A 17,372-nucleotide genomic window follows, 5' to 3' on the forward strand; every position below is an offset into this window, starting at 1 on the left:
CGCCCCGGCCCCCATGACCAGATATGAGTTTTATGCCCCGCCGCTTTGGGGTAATGTAACGCCAATCGCCGTCAGAGCACGCACAACAGGAGGGAATCGGGTGGCCAAGTTTGACCGCTATATGCTGTCACAGCTGCTGGTTCTTTTCGGGTTTTTTGCGCTGGTTCTTGTCGCAATTTTCTGGATCAACCGCGCTGTGGTTTTGTTTGACCGCCTAATCGGCGACGGTCAGACCGCCCTTGTTTTTCTGGAATTTACAGCACTCGGTCTGCCGAAACTGATCGCTACTGTTTTGCCGATCGCCACATTTGCTGCCGCTGTTTACGTGACCAACCGCATGACATCGGATAGCGAACTGACTGTGTTGCAGGCCACAGGCACAGGACCATGGCGCATGGCGCGCCCTGTGCTGGTGTTCGGACTGTGCGTTGCGCTTGGCATGTCGATGCTCAGCAATTTTCTGGTCCCCATGGCGCAGGCCCAATTAAAAGAGCGTGAGCAGGAAATTGCGCAGAACGTCACCGCACGTCTGCTGACCGAAGGGACGTTTCTGCATCCGTCAAAACAGGTCACCTTCTATACCCGCCAGATCGATGCGGATGGCGTCCTGCGCGATGTGTTTCTATCCGATCGGCGCAATCCGGACCAAGGCATAATATACACAGCCGCCGAAGCCTATATGGTGCGCAATGGCGATGCTACCACGTTGATCATGGTGGACGGTCTTGCCCAAAGGCTTGAGCGGGACGGCCTGCGTCTGGCGACTGCGAAATTTGCGGATTTTTCGTTTGATATTTCGTCGCTTGTGCGCAGTGAAAAGTCCGAAACGATCAATCTGGGCAACACGACAACGCCGCAATTGCTGGCAGACTATAACACCATCGCAGAACGCTCGGGCAAATCCGCAGGCGCTGTCGCAGAGGAGATCCACACCCGTTTCGCACAGCCCCTGTTCTGTATTGTTGCAGCCCTGATCGGATTCACCACTTTGCTGATCGGTGGGTTTTCACGATTTGGTGTTTGGCGCGAAATTGTGATCGCCTTTGGTTTATTAATTGTGCTGGACGGATTGCGCGGCTCGCTGACATCCGAAGTGACAGCAAATGCCAATCTTTGGCCTGTGCTTTACCTTCCGTCGCTGGTTGGCGCGTCCCTTGCGGCACTGATGCTGACGCATGCTGCCCACCCAAGCTGGCGCGCCAGGCTGAAGCGGCGCGGGGCAACCGCATGATCCTGCATCTGTACTTCGCGCGCCGTTTCGCGATGAGCTTTTTGCTGATCACAGCAATTTTGTTCGTTCTAATTGTTCTGACCGGACTGCTGGAAGAAACGCGCCGAGACTACATCGATGCCGTTACATTCGCGGATCTGGTTAAGCTGACGCTGCTGGACGCGCCGCAAAAGATCAATCTGATCCTACCGTTGAACATGGTTCTGGCAACGGTTGTTCTGTTTCTTGGTATGGCGCGCTCGTCGGAAATGGTAATCACGCGCGCCTCCGGTCGCTCTGCGCTGAAAACGCTGACATCGCCGCTGGTGGTCGCTTTTTTGATCGGGCTGATGGTTGTCGCCATGTTTAACCCGATTGTTGCGGCCACATCCAAACGCTACGAACAGGTTTCCCAAGGCTATCGCAGCGTTGGTGCATCGACGCTTTCGATCTCCGAAGAAGGGCTGTGGTTGCGTCAGGGCACCGCAGAAGGCCAGACCGTGATCCGTGCGTGGCGGTCCAACGATGACGGGTCGGTATTGTATGATGTTACGTTCATTTCCTACACACAGGACGGCGACCCCTTCCGGCGGATCGAAGCACAAAGCGCCGCGTTGGGGCCGAAGGGATGGCGGCTGCAAAATGCCAAATCATGGCCGTTGCAAACAGGTGTCAACGCCGAGGGCAACGCGCAAATCCATGACACGTTGACCATTCCGTCAACTCTCACCCTTGCCCGTATCCGAGACAGTTTCGGCAAGGCCGGAGCGATATCGATCTACGATCTGCCCGCGTTTATCCAGCAGCTTGAGTTTTCCGGCTTTTCACCACGCCGTCACAAGGTCTGGCTGCAGACGGAACTGGCGCGCCCCCTGTTCCTGATTGCAATGGTTCTGGTTGCGAGCGCCTTCACCATGCGCCATACCAGATCGGGAGGGACAGGCATTGCCGTTCTAAGTGCTGTTTTGTTGGGGTTTGGTTTGTATTTCATCCGTAGTTTTGCCCAAATTCTTGGTGAAAACGGGCAGATTCCCGTGCTTCTTGCCGCTTGGGCACCGCCGCTGGCCGCGATTATGCTCGCCCTTGGGCTGCTACTCCACCGCGAGGATGGCTGATGCTGCGGCTGATGATCCTTCTCTGCGTAATACTGCTGCCCCTGCGCGCCGTCGCCCAGGACCAGAAAGCCGCCCTGCTGGTGGCCGACCAGCTATACATCACACGGGATCGTGAACTGGTCGCCTCCGGCAACGTCGAAGCCTTCCAGAATGGCATCCGCCTGCAAGCCAGCGCAATCCGCTATAATCAGGACAGCGGCGCGCTCTCTATCGAAGGGCCGATCACCCTGAGCGAGGGGGAAGATACCGTCATTCTGGCCAACGCCGCCGAACTGGATGCAGAGCTGCGCAATGGAATCCTGAAAGGCGCGCGGATGGTCCTGAACCAGCAGCTTCAATTGGCTGCCGTGCAGATCGACCGCGTCGACGGGCGCTATAATCAGTTGTATAAAACCGCTGTTACCTCCTGCCGCGTCTGCGATGACGGTCGTGCGCCGCTGTGGCAAATTCGGGCCAAGCGTGTGATCCACGACGAGGTCGAACAGCAGCTATACTTTGACGAGGCGCAATTTCGCATTGGCCGAGTTCCCGTGTTCTGGCTGCCACGTCTGCGCCTGCCCGGCCCCTCTGTCGAGCGCGCCAGCGGTTTTTTGGTCCCTTCCATCCGGTCAACATCCAGCCTTGGTGTGGGATTGAAAATTCCCTATTTCATCAAGCTGAGCGATAAACGTGATCTGACACTCACGCCGTATCTGTCCAGCTCGACCAGCACGCTGGAGCTGCGCTACCGTCATGCGTACCGCAATGGGCGCATCCAGTTTGACGCGGCTGTTACACGCGATGATTTGCGCCCTGACGAAACACGCGGCTACCTGTTCGGCAGCGGTCTTTTTGCACTGCCGCGCGATTTTGTCCTCGCGTTTTCAATCGAAACCGTCAGCGATGACGGCTACCTGGAAAACTACGGCTATTCCAGCGCCGACCGGCTGCGATCTGAGCTGACAGTCAGCCGTACGCGCCGTGATGAATACATCCGCGCAAGTTTTTACAACTTCAAATCCCTGCGCGACGACGAGGTAAACGAAACGCTACCTACCCTTGTGCTGGATGGCGAATATGATCGCCGCTTTTTCCCGCAGGCTTTGGGTGGTGAAGTGCGCGCACGTCTGGTGGCCCACAGCCACAGCCGGATTTCGGATTTACCCGTGGACAGCACCGATCCCGACACCATCGTCGATGGCCGCGATGTGGCACGCCTGAACGCACAGATCGACTGGCTGCGCAGCTATACGCTGCGCGGTGGCCTGCGCACCGATACCCGCATCGGCGTTACGCTGAATACCTTCAACATCCAGCAAGACGACACCACCCCCATTGATCCGACCGAAGTAACACCCCACGCGGCAATCACACTGCGCTATCCATTGGCCAAGACCACCCGTACGGGCATCAGCCATATTCTGGAACCTGTGGTACAACTGAGCTGGACAGGCGGTACACGTCTCGAAATCCCCAATGAGGAGAGTACACAGGTCGAATTCGATCAGGGGAACCTGCTCAGCCTGTCGCGGTTTCCGCGCGCAGACCGGCGCGAACGTGGTGCAATGGCGGCAATCGGGGTCGGGTGGTCCCGCTTCAACCCGCAGGGATGGGACGCGCATATAAGCGTAGGACAAGTATTTCGCGAAGATCGCGACACGTCCTTTTCCACCACTTCGGGCCTGAACACGCTTTCGTCGGACTTTTTGCTGGCAGGTCAGATCATCGCCCATGACAACGTGTATCTGACAGGCCGCAGCCTGTTTGAAAACGACCTGACCCTTTCAAAAGCAGAATTACGGGGCGATTTCGCCTTCCGCCGCGGCCGCGTCGGCGGCTCTTACGTCTGGCTACAGGAAGACGCGATGGAAAACCGTGACCGCGAGGTATCCGAGTTTACGATGGACGGGAGCTACAAGATCAACCAGTTCTGGACCGCTTCGGCCAACTGGCGCTACGATGTATCTTCCGACCGTGCCGCAACAGCGGGTCTCGGCTTGCGCTACGAAAACGAGTGTGTGACCCTCGATCTTAAGGTCAAGCGCCGCTATACAACCTCAACAAGTATTGAGCCCTCGACCGATTTCGGATTTAACGTCGGTCTGCGGGGCTTTGCCGCTGATACAGGAACAGAAAGATACGTCCGCTCATGTTCAAAATAAAACCTGCCCTTGCCGCTCTCGGTCTGATTGCTGCTCTTGCCGGCCCTGTCACTGCGCAAAACCTGTTCGCCCCCGTGGCCACAGTGAACGATAGCGTTGTAACCGAATTCGAAGTGCAGCAGCGGGTGCGTTTTTTGCAAATTCTCAATGCGCGCGGTGCTACCCGCAAGGCCGCCATTGAAAGCCTGATTAACGAACGCTTGCGCGGCGAAGCGATCCGCGATGCAGGGCTGGTCCTGTCCGATGAAGGCATCAACGCAGCACTCGAAGAATTCGCAGGACGTGCGAACCTCAGCCGCGCCGAATTCACTTCGGCACTGGCGCGTGCTGGTGTCGAAGCCGAGACATATCGTGATTTTGTTCTCAACGGTATCGCATGGCGTGACCTGATCCGCGCGCGCTACGGTTCACGCGTAACAATCTCAGAGGCCGAGATTGACCGCGCCCTGTCCAGCCAGAGCGGCGGCGGATCAAACATTCGCGTGTTGGTGTCCGAAATCATCATTCCCGCCCCGCCGCCACAAGCAGCCCGTGTTGCCGCACTGGCCGAAGAAATCGCCGAAAGCACCTCAACCGCCCAGTTTTCGGACTATGCGCGCGAGTATTCTGCAACCGCCACCCGCGGCGCAGGAGGGCGGCTGCCGTGGCAATCGCTCAGCAATCTGCCCCCGGCGCTGCAACCGCTGATCCTGTCTCTGGCGCCGGGTGAAGTGACACAGCCCCTCAACATCCCCAATGCCGTCGCGCTGTTCCAGTTGCGCGACATTGAGGAAACCGGAAAGCCGGAAAAGACATATTCGGCAATCGAATACGCCGCCTACTATATGGCAGGGGGACGTTCTGCAGAGACATTGCAGCAGGCCGCCAACCTGAAGGCGCAGGTTGACGTGTGCGACGATCTTTATGCCTTTGCAAAAGGCCAACCCGAAAGCGTGCTGGACCGCGAAACGCGCACTCCCGCAGAAGTGCCAAGGGATTTTGCAATGGAACTCAGTAAAATGGACGAAGGCGAAGTCTCGACCGCGCTGACACGCTCTGACGGTCAGGCGCTTGTGTTTCTGATGTTGTGTGGCCGCACCGCTGCGCAGAACGCAGAAGTCAGCCGCGAGGAAGTCGCCGCATCGATCCGCCAGCGACGCCTGTCCGGCTTTGCCGACAGCCTGCTGTCACAGTTGCGCGCCGAAGCCCGCATTAACATAAAATGAAACCCGTTGTACTGACCTGCGGCGAACCTGCAGGCATAGGGCCCGAAATCGCTGCCCGTGCTTGGGCGGCACTTGCGGATCGCGTGCCTATGGTGTGGATCGGTGATCCGCGCCACCTGCCCAACGGAACGCCCGTAGTGGTTGTTGAAAATCTGGCCGACGCTTGTGCCATCGGCGCGCGCGCTCTACCTGTCCTTCACCACCCGTTTGACGGATCAGCTACCGCAGGTATCCCCGATCCGGCGAATGCTTCCGGCGTGATTGAGGTGATTGCGCGCGCTGTCGCATTGGTGCAATCCGGCGAAGCATCGGCCATCTGTACCGCCCCAATTCACAAAAAGGCGCTGAAAGACGGTGCCGACTTCGCCTACCCCGGACATACGGAATACCTCGCGGCATTGGCAGGGCAAACCGATGTGGTCATGATGCTGGCCTCGGAACAATTGCGCGTGGTGCCCACCACAATCCACATTCCGCTGGGTGATGTCCCCGCCGCCCTCACCCCCGCACTGCTACGCCGCACCATCGAAATCACCCGAAACAGCCTTCAACAGCAATTCAAGATTACAAATCCGCGTATCGCCGTCTGCGGCCTTAATCCGCATGCAGGCGAGGGTGGCGCAATGGGGAGCGAGGAGTGCGACTGGATCAACACCCTTGTCAGCGACATGATTGCAGAGGGCTATGATCTGCGCGGCCCGCTTCCTGCGGATACAATGTTTCACCCTGCGGCTCGGGCTGGCTACGACGTTGCAATTGCAATGTACCACGATCAGGCACTGATCCCCATCAAAACGCTGGACTTCGACAGGGGTGTAAACATCACCCTTGGCCTGCCCTTCATCCGCACCTCACCGGACCACGGCACCGCTTTCGACATCGCGGGCAAAGACCTTGCCAATCCCTCCAGCATGATCGAAGCCATCCGCATGGCCCACCACATGGCAACCGCATGAGCAGCATAGACACTCTTCCGCCTCTGCGTCAGGTCATCAACGATTACGATCTGCAAGCACGCAAATCACTAGGTCAGAACTTCCTGCTTGATCTTAACCTCACAGCAAAAATTGCACGGCAGGCGGGCGATCTACGCCAATGCGATGTCCTCGAGATCGGCCCGGGTCCCGGTGGTCTGACCCGTGGTCTGCTGGCCGAAGGCGCGCGCCGCGTACTGGCCATCGAAAAAGACAGCCGCTGCATCCCCGCCCTCAATCAGATCGCCGCCGCCTATGACGGTCGCCTGCAGATCATCGAGGGCGACGCGCTGGAGGTTGATCCCCTCGCGCATCTGACCCCCCCCATCCGTGTCGCGGCCAACCTGCCCTATAACATTGGTACAGAACTCCTGGTCCGCTGGCTCACGCCACAAGACTGGCCGCCATTCTGGCAGAGCCTCACATTGATGTTCCAACGTGAAGTGGCCGAGCGCATCGTCGCTCAGCCGGGCTCCAAAGCATATGGTCGCCTCGCCATTCTGGCGCAGTGGCGCGCGGATGCAAAAATTGTCCTTAACCTGCCACCAGAGGCATTTACCCCGCCGCCAAAAGTATCCAGCGCGGTGGTCCACCTCACAGCCCTGCCCGCGCCGCGATTTCCGGCAGATGCCGCAATCCTGTCTCGCATAGTTGCCGCCGCATTTAATCAACGTCGCAAAATGCTACGCGCCGCGCTGAAAGGAACAGCACCCGATATAGAAGATCGTTTGACCGCAGCAGGTATCAAACCAACAGATCGCGCAGAGCAGATCCCGCTCGAAGGTTTCTGCGCCCTCGCCCGCGAGATTGCAAAACCGTAGTCCGTTATTTCTTTTGGCCCAAAATATCCCGGGGGGGGCTTCGCGTCAGCGAAGACGGGGGCTGGCCCCCTGCGCAACGCCTCCGCAAAATAAAAGGCCCCGCATCCGCGAGGCCCCCAAATCATTTTCCGCGATTTACTCTGCGGCTTCCGGCGGCTGCTCACCATTCCCGGCTTTCGGCGCATCAGCTGCCTCCTCAACCGGTTTTGCCTTCCGGCGCGGAGCGCGGCGCGTTTTCGGCTTGGTTTCAGGTGTATCTACCAGCGTACTGGCCTCTTCCTCGGCGACAGGCTGCGGCTGCTCGGACGGGTCCGCTGCTGCAGTCTCCTCCACGGGTTGCTCTGCTTCACGCTCCTGACGTTCGTTGCGCTCGCGGTCGCGCTCGGCCTGCCGCTCGCGATTCTGGCGCTCCTGCTCGTCGCGCTCCGCTTGGCGTTCGCGGTTCTGGCGCTCTTGCTCTTCGCGCTTGGCTTCTTGCTCTTTCTGCGCTTCGGACAGCAGGCGCAGGTAATGCTCTGCGTGTTGCTGGAAATTCTCCATCGCAACGCGATCATTGCTCAGCTGTGCATCGCGGGCCAGCTGGTTGTATTTTTCAATGACCTGACTGGGCGTGCCACGTACTTTTCCTTCGGGACCAGAACTGTCGAAGACACGGTTGACGACATTGCCGCCCTGATTCTGGTTGCCACCGCTACGGTTGCGGTTCTTGTTGTTACGCGAACGCGATCTTTGAGGTTTCATAGAAAGGGTCAGCCTTTTGGTGCTGTTATTCGTTCATACCATGGGTGCGCAGTGCGCGTCCGGTCGGTACTGGATGAAGTTGGGCATAACGCCGCGCGGGACCGTAATGAACTTTCACCGCTGCAACACGTATTTCTTACCCTTCTCTGGCCCTCTGGGGCAAGGGGCAATAGAAATAAAAAACTCCGAAATACCGTTTAAGCCGGGTTTTTTGCGCAAATAACACGGTCGCGCCTGTCCAGATCCGGTAGAATCACCACATCGGCCCAGCCTGCGGCTTTAAATATCTCACGCACGACATCGCCCTGTTGCCAGCCGATTTCGGCCAGCACACGGCCTTCAGCGCTCAGATACCCCTGGGCTTGTTGTGCGATCAGGCGATAGACACTCAGTCCGTCAGCCCCGTCTGTCAGGGCCATAGATGGTTCGTGCAAGGCAAGCTCGGGCGCAATATCGCGCATTTCCGCCTGTGCAAGATAGGGTGGATTGCTGACGATAAGATCATATCGCCCGTCGACTGCCGCAAACCAGTCCGATTGGCGGATTTCCGCACGATCGGCAACACCGTGCAAAACCGCATTTGCACTGGCCTGCAAACACGCGTTTTCCGAAAGGTCTACACCTGTACCTGTGGCTTGCGCACGCTCTGCCAGCAATGTCACCAGGATACAGCCCGATCCGGTCCCGAGGTCCAGCACACGATCAAACGGAGCGCCAAGCGCCGCCTCAATCAGGCTTTCCGTCTCGGGGCGCGGGTCCAGCACCTCGCGGCTGACCTTGAAGGGACGCCCGTAAAATTCACGCTCCCCCACCAGATGCGAGACTGGCACACGCACTGCGCGCAATGAAATCAGGTTTTCGTAGCGTTCGGATATTTCGGGTGCAATTTCTTCGGGGGCGATCAGCGTCACCCGCGCAGCATCAACGCTGGCGGCATGGGCCAACAGCAGACGGGCGTCGCGCGCAGGATCCGGAACACCGGCAGCGCGCAGGCGTGCCGTGGCCGTGGCCATTGCCACAGCCGCAGTTGTCATTGGCCCATCTCCGCCAGCATTTTTGCCTGCGCATCCGCCGTCAGCGCATCAACAATTTCGTCCAGATCCCCCTGCATAACCGCATCGAGCTTATACAGCGTCAGATTGATCCGGTGGTCCGTCATCCGCCCTTGCGGGAAATTATAGGTGCGTATCCGCTCAGAGCGATCGCCGCTGCCGACCTGACTGGCGCGGCTGTCAGAGCGTTCTGTATCAATGCGCTGGCGTTCGGCATCATACAGACGCGTCTTCAGCACCTGCATCGCGATTTCGCGGTTGCGGTGTTGGGATTTTTCGCTGCTGGTCACCACAATTCCGGTCGGGATATGGGTGATCCGCACGGCAGAGTCGGTGGTGTTTACGTGCTGCCCGCCTGCCCCGCTGGAGCGGTAGGTATCTATGCGGATGTCATTGGGCGCGATCTGGATGTCCACATCTTCTGCTTCCGGCAATACCGCAACCGTGGCTGCCGAGGTATGAACGCGCCCCTGACTTTCGGTGCTGGGCACACGCTGCACGCGATGCACCCCGCTTTCGTATTTCAGGCGCGCAAAAACATTTTCACCGGTGATATGCGCGACAACTTCCTTGATCCCGCCCAATTCAGTGGTCTGCTCTTCGATCACGTCGAGTTTCCAGCCCCGCGCCTCGGCATAACGGTGATACATGCGCAAAAGATCAGCGGCAAACAGCGCCGCCTCGTCGCCGCCCGTACCGGGGCGGATTTCCAGCATCGCGGGGCGCGCATCCGCCTCGTCCTTTGGCAGCAACGCCAGTTGCAGAGAGCTTTCCGCAGCGGGCAGCGCGCTTTCGATTTCGGCAATCTCGTCGCGCGCCAGTTCTTTCATGTCGGGATCATCCAACATCTCGCGCGCGCTTTCCAGATTTTCCAGCATGGTGCGATAGGCAGTTATTTCATCCACAACGGGGCGCAAACTGCTGTATTCTTTCGCCAGCTTTGAAATATCGCCGCCCGCAGTAGACATTGCCGCTTCGAGGTATTCGAAACGGGCGGTAATCTGGGCAAGGCGGTCCATCGGTATCATCTCCGTGGAAGTGACCGATCAAAGCGCTTTGGTCAAGAGCCGCGATATGTTATGATAGATGACATGATACGCTTGGCCCTGATTTTTGCCATGTTACCGGTTGCGGCGAACGCCGATGTGCTTACCCCGCAAGGTCGCACGGTTGACTGTTATTGTACCGATACAGATGGCGCGCGGATCGAATTGGGCGAAACGATCTGCCTGACGGTCAGCGGGCGTATGTTTATGGCGCAATGCCAGATGTCATTGAATGTGCCCATGTGGCGCGAAACGCAGGAAGGGTGCCTGCAATCGCGCCTGATCTCACCGGTCGACGCGGCGGGCGCGCACCGAACTGACCAGCCCGTCCAGACGTTTGCCATTCACCCCGAAGTCTGATTTGCCAAACCGCAAGCGTGCATAAAGCTTGATGTGGTCACCGTCCTGCTCAATCGTTGTGTAATCCGGAAACCCCACCACTTTGGAGCGGGTGATATACGTCAGTCGGCCTTCGGTCACGCTGCCTGCAATCAGCTCGGTGCGCGGCACGGCCAGCATCCCCTGATGTAGGTCCGACAACAGGCCGGGCGTGGCCTGAATAACCCGTGCTGACCAGCCCGCCCCGTCGGAATTATCGGCATCACCAATCGGTTTGTGCCAGCGGGACACGTCCGTCGGCGCGAGCCTGACAAACAGAACGCCTGAAACAATCGCCGCAGCCAGAATAAACCAGATCATTTTGCGCACCTTTTTGCTAATCCCAATTTCAGGGTGTTGAGTTACCTGTACGCAACTCCGGGCAGGACGCACAACAGTTCATACAGCAGGTTCGCCGCTGTCAGGGCGGTATTGCCCGAAGGATCATAGGGCGGTGACACTTCGACCAGATCGCAGCCTACGATGTTCAGCCCCCTAAGCCCGCGTATCAGTTCCAGCGCCTGCGGTGTGGACAGCCCGCCGATTTCAGGCGTACCGGTGCCCGGGGCAAATGCCGGATCGAGACTGTCGATATCATAGGTTATATATGTGGGTGTATCGCCGATATCCCTGCGGATTTCACCTGACAGTTGCGACAGGCTGCGATGCCATAGCTCCTCTGCGGGCCACTGCTGAAAACCCCATCCCGCCGCTTCTGCAAAATCGGTGCCGGCATAGCCGGTGCCACGAATGCCGATCTGATAGGTTTTTTCAGGGCGGATCAGCCCTTCCTCATAGGCGCGGCGGAACACGGTGCCGTGGGTTTCCTTTTCGCCGAACATCTCGTCGTTGACGTCTGCGTGCGCATCAATATGCACCAGCGCCACGGGCCCGTGACGTTTGGCAATCGCGCGCAGGATCGGCAGGGTGATCGAATGATCGCCGCCCATGGCCATCGGCATCACGTCATACTTTAAAATCTCGTCGTAACTATCTTTGATGATTGATAAACTATCGCTTAGCGAGAACGTGTTTATCGCCAGATCACCAATATCAGCCACTTGTAAACTGTCAAAGGGCGCAGCCCCCGTGGCAAGGTTGTAAGGGCGCAGCATCGCGCTTTCGGCTCGGATCTGTTTCGGGCCGAACCGTGTGCCAGAGCGCCACGATGTACCGATATCCATTGGGACACCCAGCACCGCCACATCCAGCCCCTTGAGATCATTGACTGCAGGCAGGCGCATAAACGTCCCCGGACCGGAAAAGCGCGCCAGTTCGTTACCACCAATCGGTTGGTTCTTCGTGCTCATGTGTTGCGCATCCTCGCGCCCAGAAGGCAGCAGATCTCCGTGGCCACATGCGCGCCTGCGATGGCTGTGGCGCCTGTTGTGTCAAACGGCGGGGAGACTTCGACAATGTCACCGCCCTGAATGTTGATACCTGCCAGATCGCGCAGCATTGCAGCCGCTTGCCAACTGGCCAATCCGCCCCAGACGGGCGTACCCGTACCGGGCGCAAAGGCGGGATCAAGCGCATCAATATCGAACGTGAGATACGTCGGATTATCCCCCAGCACCGCTTTGATCTTCTCCACTGCCGCTGCTGTGCCGCGCTCGTGCACTTCGCGCGCGTCGATCGTGGTGACGCCCATCGTGTCGTCATTATGCGTGCGTATCCCCACCTGCACCGATGTCGCGGGGTCGATATAACCCAGTTTGATCGCCTTGTAGAACATGGTGCCGTGGTCGATCCGCTCCATATCATCGTCAACCCATGTGTCGGAATGGGCATCGAAATGCAGCAGGCTTAGGGGGCCGAATTTCTCGGCGTAGGCGCGCAGGATCGGGAAGCTGATGTAGTGATCACCGCCCAAGGCAACACTGGCCGCCCCTGCGTCCAGGATGCCCTTGATATGGCGCGTCAAAGTTGCCGGAAACTCGCTCACCTGCGCATAATCAAACGCAAGATCGCCGTAATCCACAACGGCAAATTCCGACATAACGTCGAAATCCCAACCAAAGGGCGGATCATAGGGTTGCAGGCTGCTTGCCTCGCGGATCGCACGCGGGCCGAGCCGCGTGCCTGTGCGATTGGTAACCGCCTGATCAAACGGCACACCCGTCACCGCAATATCCACACCGCGCAAATCCTTGGTGTATTTGCGGCGCATGAAGGACGTAGCCCCGCCAAAGGCGTTCTCGAAGCTCGGCCCCTTCAGATCATCACGGGTAAATGCCTGATCTACCTGTGTTTTTGCATCTTCCAGCGCCATCAGTTCGCCGCCGGTTGCATCTGTTCTACCAGCCGTACAAAGAACGACGCGCCAATCGGTGCAATTTCATCGTTGAAATTGTATTTAGGATGGTGAAGCCCTGCGCCCTCACCGGCACCGAGGAACAGATAGGCACCAGGCCGCTCTTCCAACATGTAGGAAAAATCTTCCGCCCCTGCGACCTTGGGCGATTCAGCATCGACGTTCGCCTCGCCAACAACTTCCCGCGCAATCCTTGCCGCATACTCTGTCTCGGTCGGCGCGTTCACAGTGGCCGGATAGCCTTCTTCGTAATCCAGTTCGGCACTGACGCCATAACTGGCCGCCTGCCCCTGAACAATCTCTTCCATCCGTTTGCGGATAAGCGTCTTCACCTCTTTACTGAAGGTGCGCACGGTGCCGTTGATCATGGCCGTGTCGGGAATGATATTGCTGGCTGTCCCGGTGTGGATTTGCGTGACCGATATCACCTTTTCTTCCGCGGAATGCACATTCCGACTGCTGATGGTCTGGATCGCTTGCACAATACCACAGGCAGCAACAACAGGATCAGCGGTTTCATGGGGCATCGCGCCATGGCCACCGCGCCCGTTGATCTTGATCGTGAACATATCCACCGCCGCCATGATCGGCCCCGGTGTGGTGTGGAAGGTTCCAAAATCTGACCCGGGCATGTTGTGGATGCCGTAAACCTCGGCAATCTCAAAACGGTCCATTATGCCTTCCTGGCACATCACTTGCGCGCCGCCGCCTTCTTCTTCGGCAGGTTGGAAAATCAACGCCACGCGGCCGGAAAAGTTTCGTGTTTCTGTCAGGTACTTTGCAGCGCCCAGCAACATTGCCGTGTGTCCGTCGTGGCCGCAGGCATGCATTTTCCCAGCATGAGTAGAGGCATACTCAACACCTGTTTCTTCTTCGATGGGGAGCGCGTCAAAATCGGCGCGCAGCCCGACGGTGCGACCAGCACCTTTGCCGTTGATGATCGCCACGATGCCGGTCTGTGCGATGCCATCATGGATTTCATCGACACCGAACTCCTCCAGCCGCTCTTTGATGAATGCCGCCGTTTTGGGGCAATCAAAGCTCAACTCGGGGATGGTGTGCAGGTGCTGGCGCCAGGTGGTCATGTCTTCGGCAAAATCGGCAATACGGTTAATGACGGGCATGGGTGGACTCCTTTGTGGTGTTGTCCTTATCTGACACCAGACGAAGAGGACCCGCAATGGCAGAAGACCTGATAAACGACCAAAATGCAGGCATTGAACGCCTGCTGGAAATCATGCGCCGTTTGCGTGACCCCGAAACCGGCTGCCCTTGGGATATCGAACAGGATTTCGACACGATCGCGCCCTATACAATCGAGGAAGCCTACGAAGTTGCCGACGCGATCGAGCGTCGCGACTGGCGCGAACTGGAGGGCGAATTAGGCGATCTGTTGCTGCAATCGGTCTATCACACTGCCATCGGGGAAGAGCGTGGTTTGTTTTCCTTTCAATCGGTAGTGCGCAATATCGCTGACAAAATGGTGGCGCGGCATCCGCATGTTTTTGGCGATGAATCCCGCGATAAATCCGCCGAACAACAAACCGCAGACTGGGAATCGATCAAAGCGGCAGAGCGCGCAGGCAAAGCGCAAAAAGGCGCGCTGGACGGTGTGGCCGTTGGCCTGCCTGCATTGCTGCGCGCCTACAAGCTGCAAAAACGCGCCGCGCGTGTGGGGTTTGACTGGCCCGACACCGGCGATGTGATCGCGAAAATAGGCGAAGAAGCCGCCGAGCTGGTAGAGGCGCGCGATACCCTGAGCGAAGCCGAGCAATTCGAGGAGTTTGGCGATCTGATGTTTGTTATGGCCAATCTGGGCCGACATCTGGGGATTGAGCCCGAGGCCGCCCTGCGCGCCGCAAATGCCAAGTTTACCCGCCGTTTCGAAGCGGTCGAAGCCAAGCTGGAAGAAATCGGCAAGACCCCCGCGCAAAGCAATCTGGCAGAGATGGACGCCCTGTGGGATGCCGTCAAGGCCGACGAAAAATCCTAACGCAGCAGCACAACGCCAGGCATCTGCGATATCTCGTCCAGATGCCTGTTGTAGCGCCCCTCAAGAATGCGGATCTGGCGTTTGGTAAACTCTGACACGCCATGTGAGGTTTTATCGCCGCGGTGTTGTGCAATGATGCTTTGCCACGAGGCACGCTCCAGCGTTTCACCGCTGTGGTACTTTTCCTGCAACGCAATCAGGGCTGCATCCGTGGCGGAATGGTTCATCCGGCGCGCAGGCTCGCGCAGCGGCACATCCGCCAAGTCCGGCACCAGCAGCCGCGCCATATCCACGCTGCGCCCACGCTGCGCGTATTCGACCACCACCAGTTCTTGAACATTAAGGTGACTGATCACCAGACGCAGCAGATCAGGCCAGCCGCCCGTCATATGCAACATGTTCTGATGTCCCGCCTTGAACGGGTCAGATGCGTTGTCTTCTGCGCGTTTGCGCCACGCTGACACAAATAATTCAGTATACGCCCGCACCACCAGAACCGCACGTAAAACCGGCGCATTTGCTGCTGCCGCCAGCGTTTTCAGCCGCGCCTCGGCGGCCGGATAGAACTGTCCGGCAGCAAAGTGGATCATACGGCCGGGGATGTTTTCTTCGGACAGGATCATTGCGTGGCTGTCAGGTGTCGCGATGCGCTGCAATTCCTGGGCGACTGCAGGCACAAATCTGTTTTCCCATTGATCCGCCGTGCGCGGACTGGGCAAACGCAGCCCCAGATCCCCCTGCGGAATATCATCACGTCCCGGATAGGCCACATCATACCCCGCGCCCGCCAGCACATCACGGTTTTCGGCCAGCATCATCTGGAACGATGAAGTGCCGGTGCGGTGGGCACCCAGATGCAGATAAAGCGGTTTTCCGGTGATCATAGGACAACGCTTACCCAATCAGCGCGCCCTTGCGCAAGCGCCGCTGATGACTGGACAATGGACCGGCACCTTGCGAGGGTGCGCAAAACACGCCTGCAAGGAAAACCACATGCCGCCGCGCAAGATTATTATCGATACCGATCCCGGACAGGACGACGCCGTTGCCATTCTGCTGGCCCTTGCCAGCCCCGAAGAAATCGACGTGCTGGGCATTACCTGTGTAGCGGGTAACGTGCCTTTACCGCTCACCACCAGAAACGCGCGCATCGTTTGCGAGCTTGCCGGTCGTTCGGAAATGGCCATCTATGCTGGATGTGATCGCCCGCTTGGCCGCGATCTGGTAACGGCGGAGCATGTGCACGGCAAAACGGGCCTTGACGGCCCGTCACTGCCCGAACCGACCATGCCAATGGCAGATGGACACGCGGTAGATTACATCATCGATCAGCTGCGTACGCATGACGAAGGGACAATTACGCTTTGTCCGTTGGGCCCGCTGACCAACATCGCCACCGCTTTGCAAAAAGCGCCCGAAATCGCCAGCCGCATTGCCGAGATCGTCCTGATGGGCGGCGGTTATTTCGAGGGGGGCAACATTACCCCCACAGCCGAATTCAACATCTATGTCGATCCGCAAGCTGCTGACATCGTTTTTAAATCCGGTGTGCCGATTGTTGTGATGCCGCTGGATGTCACGCATAAGGCGCTGGTCACAAAACCGCGCAATGACGCGTTCCGCGCGCTTGGCACACCCCAAGGCATTGCCGTGGCGCAGATGACCGACTTTTTCGAGCGTTTCGACAAGGAAAAATACGGCTCCGAAGGTGCGCCGCTGCATGATCCCTGTGTCACCGCTTATCTGATCCGCCCTGATCTGTTCAAAGGCCGCCACATCAATGTCGAGATCGAAACCACATCGGAGCTGACCATGGGCATGACCGTCGCCGACTGGTGGCGCGTAACCGACCGTGCCCCCAACGCAACGTTTATGAACGACATCGACGCTGACGGCTTTTTCACCCTCCTGACCGAGCGTCTGGCCAGATTGTGAGCGCGGTTATTACCCTTGGTGGTCGCGATCACCTTGAGAAACTGCTGGCACTTGTCACGTCTTTTCACGCCGAGGAAGGCATCAGTTCCACTGACGAGTCCCGCCGCGCCGGGATTACCCCGCTACTGGAGGGTATTCCGCACGGCTGCGCTTATCTGATCGGCCCTCCCCGCGCGCCGATCGGCTATATCGTGATTACTTTTGGCTGGTCGGTTGAATTTGGCGGTCTGGATGGCATCATCGACGAATTGTACATCAGGCCCGGTGTACGCGGACGCGGTATCGCCTCCGAAGCGCTGATCGCATTGCCCCGCGCGCTGGCCGGTGCCGGATTGCGCGCCATGCATCTGGAAGTGGACAAAACCAACGCGCAGGCGCTGAAACTGTACCGCCGCGCTGGGTTTGCCCTGCGCGAAAATTATGCGTTCATGTCAAAACGCCTCTGAC

18 protein-coding genes are annotated in these 17,372 nt (G+C 58.3%); 10 read left to right on the forward strand and 8 right to left on the reverse strand.

Annotated elements, in window-relative coordinates:
* Nucleotides 1–100: 100 nt before the first annotated feature.
* The 6 genes from lptF to rsmA are packed head-to-tail and all read left to right on the forward strand — an operon-like array spanning nucleotide 101 to nucleotide 7,466.
* Nucleotides 101–1,231, forward strand: a complete 1,131-nt coding sequence (gene lptF / locus OS189_RS06870; RefSeq protein ID WP_267166563.1) for an LPS export ABC transporter permease LptF — start codon at nucleotides 101–103, stop codon at nucleotides 1,229–1,231.
* Nucleotides 1,228–2,325, forward strand: a complete 1,098-nt coding sequence (gene lptG / locus OS189_RS06875; protein ID WP_267166564.1) for an LPS export ABC transporter permease LptG — start codon at nucleotides 1,228–1,230, stop codon at nucleotides 2,323–2,325. Before lptF ends, lptG begins: the two co-directional genes overlap by 4 nt.
* Nucleotides 2,325–4,466 carry an LPS-assembly protein LptD gene (locus OS189_RS06880; protein WP_267166565.1) on the forward strand — a complete coding sequence of 714 codons (2,142 nt, stop codon included), beginning with the start codon at nucleotides 2,325–2,327 and terminating at the stop codon, nucleotides 4,464–4,466. The genes lptG and OS189_RS06880 overlap by 1 nt, the downstream gene beginning before the upstream one ends.
* Entirely contained in the window at nucleotides 4,454–5,671 is a 1,218-nt protein-coding gene (locus OS189_RS06885) for a peptidylprolyl isomerase (protein WP_267166566.1), read from the forward strand. The genes OS189_RS06880 and OS189_RS06885 overlap by 13 nt, the downstream gene beginning before the upstream one ends.
* Nucleotides 5,668–6,627 carry a 4-hydroxythreonine-4-phosphate dehydrogenase PdxA gene (pdxA, locus tag OS189_RS06890; protein WP_267166567.1) on the forward strand — a complete coding sequence of 320 codons (960 nt, stop codon included), beginning with the start codon at nucleotides 5,668–5,670 and terminating at the stop codon, nucleotides 6,625–6,627. The genes OS189_RS06885 and pdxA overlap by 4 nt, the downstream gene beginning before the upstream one ends.
* On the forward strand, nucleotides 6,624–7,466 hold the full coding sequence (gene rsmA, locus OS189_RS06895; RefSeq protein WP_267166568.1) for a 16S rRNA (adenine(1518)-N(6)/adenine(1519)-N(6))-dimethyltransferase RsmA: 843 nt from the start codon (nucleotides 6,624–6,626) through the stop codon (nucleotides 7,464–7,466). The genes pdxA and rsmA overlap by 4 nt, the downstream gene beginning before the upstream one ends.
* A gap of 135 nt (nucleotides 7,467–7,601) precedes the next feature.
* Here the strand turns inward: rsmA and OS189_RS06900 are convergent, their stop codons facing one another.
* The 3 genes from OS189_RS06900 to prfA all read right to left on the reverse strand — a co-directional run bounded on the left by OS189_RS06900 (nucleotide 7,602) and on the right by prfA (nucleotide 10,287).
* Nucleotides 7,602–8,207 carry a DUF4167 domain-containing protein gene (locus OS189_RS06900; RefSeq protein ID WP_267166569.1) on the reverse strand — a complete coding sequence of 202 codons (606 nt, stop codon included), beginning with the start codon at nucleotides 8,205–8,207 and terminating at the stop codon, nucleotides 7,602–7,604.
* Between the two features lie 197 nt (nucleotides 8,208–8,404).
* Entirely contained in the window at nucleotides 8,405–9,241 is an 837-nt protein-coding gene (gene prmC, locus OS189_RS06905; RefSeq protein ID WP_267166570.1) for a peptide chain release factor N(5)-glutamine methyltransferase, read from the reverse strand.
* Complete coding sequence (gene prfA / locus OS189_RS06910; RefSeq protein ID WP_267166571.1) at nucleotides 9,238–10,287, reverse strand: peptide chain release factor 1; 1,050 nt, start codon at nucleotides 10,285–10,287, stop codon at nucleotides 9,238–9,240. The genes prmC and prfA overlap by 4 nt, the downstream gene beginning before the upstream one ends.
* Before the next feature lie 63 nt (nucleotides 10,288–10,350).
* Here prfA and OS189_RS06915 point away from each other — a divergent pair, with 63 nt between their 5' ends.
* Nucleotides 10,351–10,665, forward strand: a complete 315-nt coding sequence (locus OS189_RS06915) for a hypothetical protein (RefSeq protein WP_267166572.1) — start codon at nucleotides 10,351–10,353, stop codon at nucleotides 10,663–10,665.
* Here the strand turns inward: OS189_RS06915 and OS189_RS06920 are convergent.
* From OS189_RS06920 to OS189_RS06935, 4 genes are read right to left on the reverse strand one after another with little or no spacing between them, the layout of a single operon-like run.
* The gene (locus tag OS189_RS06920) at nucleotides 10,591–11,004 is read right to left on the reverse strand and encodes a DUF1499 domain-containing protein (protein ID WP_267166573.1); all 414 of its coding nucleotides are present in this window, start codon (nucleotides 11,002–11,004) and stop codon (nucleotides 10,591–10,593) included. The two genes, OS189_RS06915 and OS189_RS06920, sit on opposite strands and share 75 nt — an antisense overlap.
* Nucleotides 11,005–11,045: 41 nt before the next feature.
* Entirely contained in the window at nucleotides 11,046–11,993 is a 948-nt protein-coding gene (speB, locus tag OS189_RS06925) for an agmatinase (RefSeq protein WP_267166574.1), read from the reverse strand.
* A complete protein-coding gene (gene speB, locus OS189_RS06930; RefSeq protein ID WP_267166575.1) occupies nucleotides 11,990–12,955 on the reverse strand; it encodes an agmatinase in 966 nt (321 codons plus the stop codon). The genes speB (OS189_RS06925) and speB (OS189_RS06930) overlap by 4 nt, the downstream gene beginning before the upstream one ends.
* On the reverse strand, nucleotides 12,955–14,121 hold the full coding sequence (locus OS189_RS06935) for a M20 aminoacylase family protein (RefSeq protein ID WP_267166576.1): 1,167 nt from the start codon (nucleotides 14,119–14,121) through the stop codon (nucleotides 12,955–12,957). Before OS189_RS06935 ends, speB (OS189_RS06930) begins: the two co-directional genes overlap by 1 nt.
* 56 nt (nucleotides 14,122–14,177) lie before the next feature.
* Here OS189_RS06935 and mazG point away from each other — a divergent pair, with 56 nt between their 5' ends.
* Nucleotides 14,178–14,990, forward strand: coding sequence for a nucleoside triphosphate pyrophosphohydrolase (mazG, locus tag OS189_RS06940; RefSeq protein WP_267166577.1), 813 nt, complete (start codon nucleotides 14,178–14,180; stop codon nucleotides 14,988–14,990).
* Here mazG and OS189_RS06945 read toward each other — a convergent pair.
* The gene (locus OS189_RS06945; protein ID WP_267166578.1) at nucleotides 14,987–15,874 is read right to left on the reverse strand and encodes a hypothetical protein; all 888 of its coding nucleotides are present in this window, start codon (nucleotides 15,872–15,874) and stop codon (nucleotides 14,987–14,989) included. The genes mazG and OS189_RS06945 overlap by 4 nt on opposite strands.
* Nucleotides 15,875–15,983: 109 nt before the next feature.
* On the opposite strand from OS189_RS06945, the gene OS189_RS06950 reads away from it, so the two are divergent.
* Both OS189_RS06950 and OS189_RS06955 read left to right on the forward strand, forming a co-directional pair.
* On the forward strand, nucleotides 15,984–16,925 hold the full coding sequence (locus OS189_RS06950; protein ID WP_267166579.1) for a nucleoside hydrolase: 942 nt from the start codon (nucleotides 15,984–15,986) through the stop codon (nucleotides 16,923–16,925).
* A complete protein-coding gene (locus tag OS189_RS06955) occupies nucleotides 16,922–17,371 on the forward strand; it encodes a GNAT family N-acetyltransferase (RefSeq protein ID WP_267166580.1) in 450 nt (149 codons plus the stop codon). Before OS189_RS06950 ends, OS189_RS06955 begins: the two co-directional genes overlap by 4 nt.
* The last annotated feature ends 1 nt before the right edge of the window (nucleotide 17,372 follow it).

The organism is Sulfitobacter sp. F26169L, from assembly GCF_026410285.1.
In the GTDB taxonomy this organism is placed as follows: domain Bacteria; phylum Pseudomonadota; class Alphaproteobacteria; order Rhodobacterales; family Rhodobacteraceae; genus Sulfitobacter.

What these genes read in the sequence shown, in the direction of transcription:
- lptG (WP_267166564.1), top strand. Translation starts at nt 1,228, where the DNA reads ATGATCCTGCATCTGTACTTCGCGCGCCGTTTCGCGATGAGCTTTTTG.
- OS189_RS06920 (WP_267166573.1), bottom strand. Translation starts at nt 11,004, where the DNA reads ATGATCTGGTTTATTCTGGCTGCGGCGATTGTTTCAGGCGTTCTGTTT.
- OS189_RS06945 (WP_267166578.1), bottom strand. Translation starts at nt 15,874, where the DNA reads ATGATCACCGGAAAACCGCTTTATCTGCATCTGGGTGCCCACCGCACC.
- OS189_RS06915 (WP_267166572.1), top strand. Translation starts at nt 10,351, where the DNA reads ATGATACGCTTGGCCCTGATTTTTGCCATGTTACCGGTTGCGGCGAAC.
- prmC (WP_267166570.1), bottom strand. Translation starts at nt 9,241, where the DNA reads ATGACAACTGCGGCTGTGGCAATGGCCACGGCCACGGCACGCCTGCGC.
- pdxA (WP_267166567.1), top strand. Translation starts at nt 5,668, where the DNA reads ATGAAACCCGTTGTACTGACCTGCGGCGAACCTGCAGGCATAGGGCCC.
- OS189_RS06880 (WP_267166565.1), top strand. Translation starts at nt 2,325, where the DNA reads ATGCTGCGGCTGATGATCCTTCTCTGCGTAATACTGCTGCCCCTGCGC.
- OS189_RS06950 (WP_267166579.1), top strand. Translation starts at nt 15,984, where the DNA reads ATGCCGCCGCGCAAGATTATTATCGATACCGATCCCGGACAGGACGAC.
- OS189_RS06935 (WP_267166576.1), bottom strand. Translation starts at nt 14,121, where the DNA reads ATGCCCGTCATTAACCGTATTGCCGATTTTGCCGAAGACATGACCACC.
- OS189_RS06885 (WP_267166566.1), top strand. Translation starts at nt 4,454, where the DNA reads ATGTTCAAAATAAAACCTGCCCTTGCCGCTCTCGGTCTGATTGCTGCT.
- speB (WP_267166575.1), bottom strand. Translation starts at nt 12,955, where the DNA reads ATGGCGCTGGAAGATGCAAAAACACAGGTAGATCAGGCATTTACCCGT.
- prfA (WP_267166571.1), bottom strand. Translation starts at nt 10,287, where the DNA reads ATGATACCGATGGACCGCCTTGCCCAGATTACCGCCCGTTTCGAATAC.
- rsmA (WP_267166568.1), top strand. Translation starts at nt 6,624, where the DNA reads ATGAGCAGCATAGACACTCTTCCGCCTCTGCGTCAGGTCATCAACGAT.
- speB (WP_267166574.1), bottom strand. Translation starts at nt 11,993, where the DNA reads ATGAGCACGAAGAACCAACCGATTGGTGGTAACGAACTGGCGCGCTTT.
- OS189_RS06900 (WP_267166569.1), bottom strand. Translation starts at nt 8,207, where the DNA reads ATGAAACCTCAAAGATCGCGTTCGCGTAACAACAAGAACCGCAACCGT.
- mazG (WP_267166577.1), top strand. Translation starts at nt 14,178, where the DNA reads ATGGCAGAAGACCTGATAAACGACCAAAATGCAGGCATTGAACGCCTG.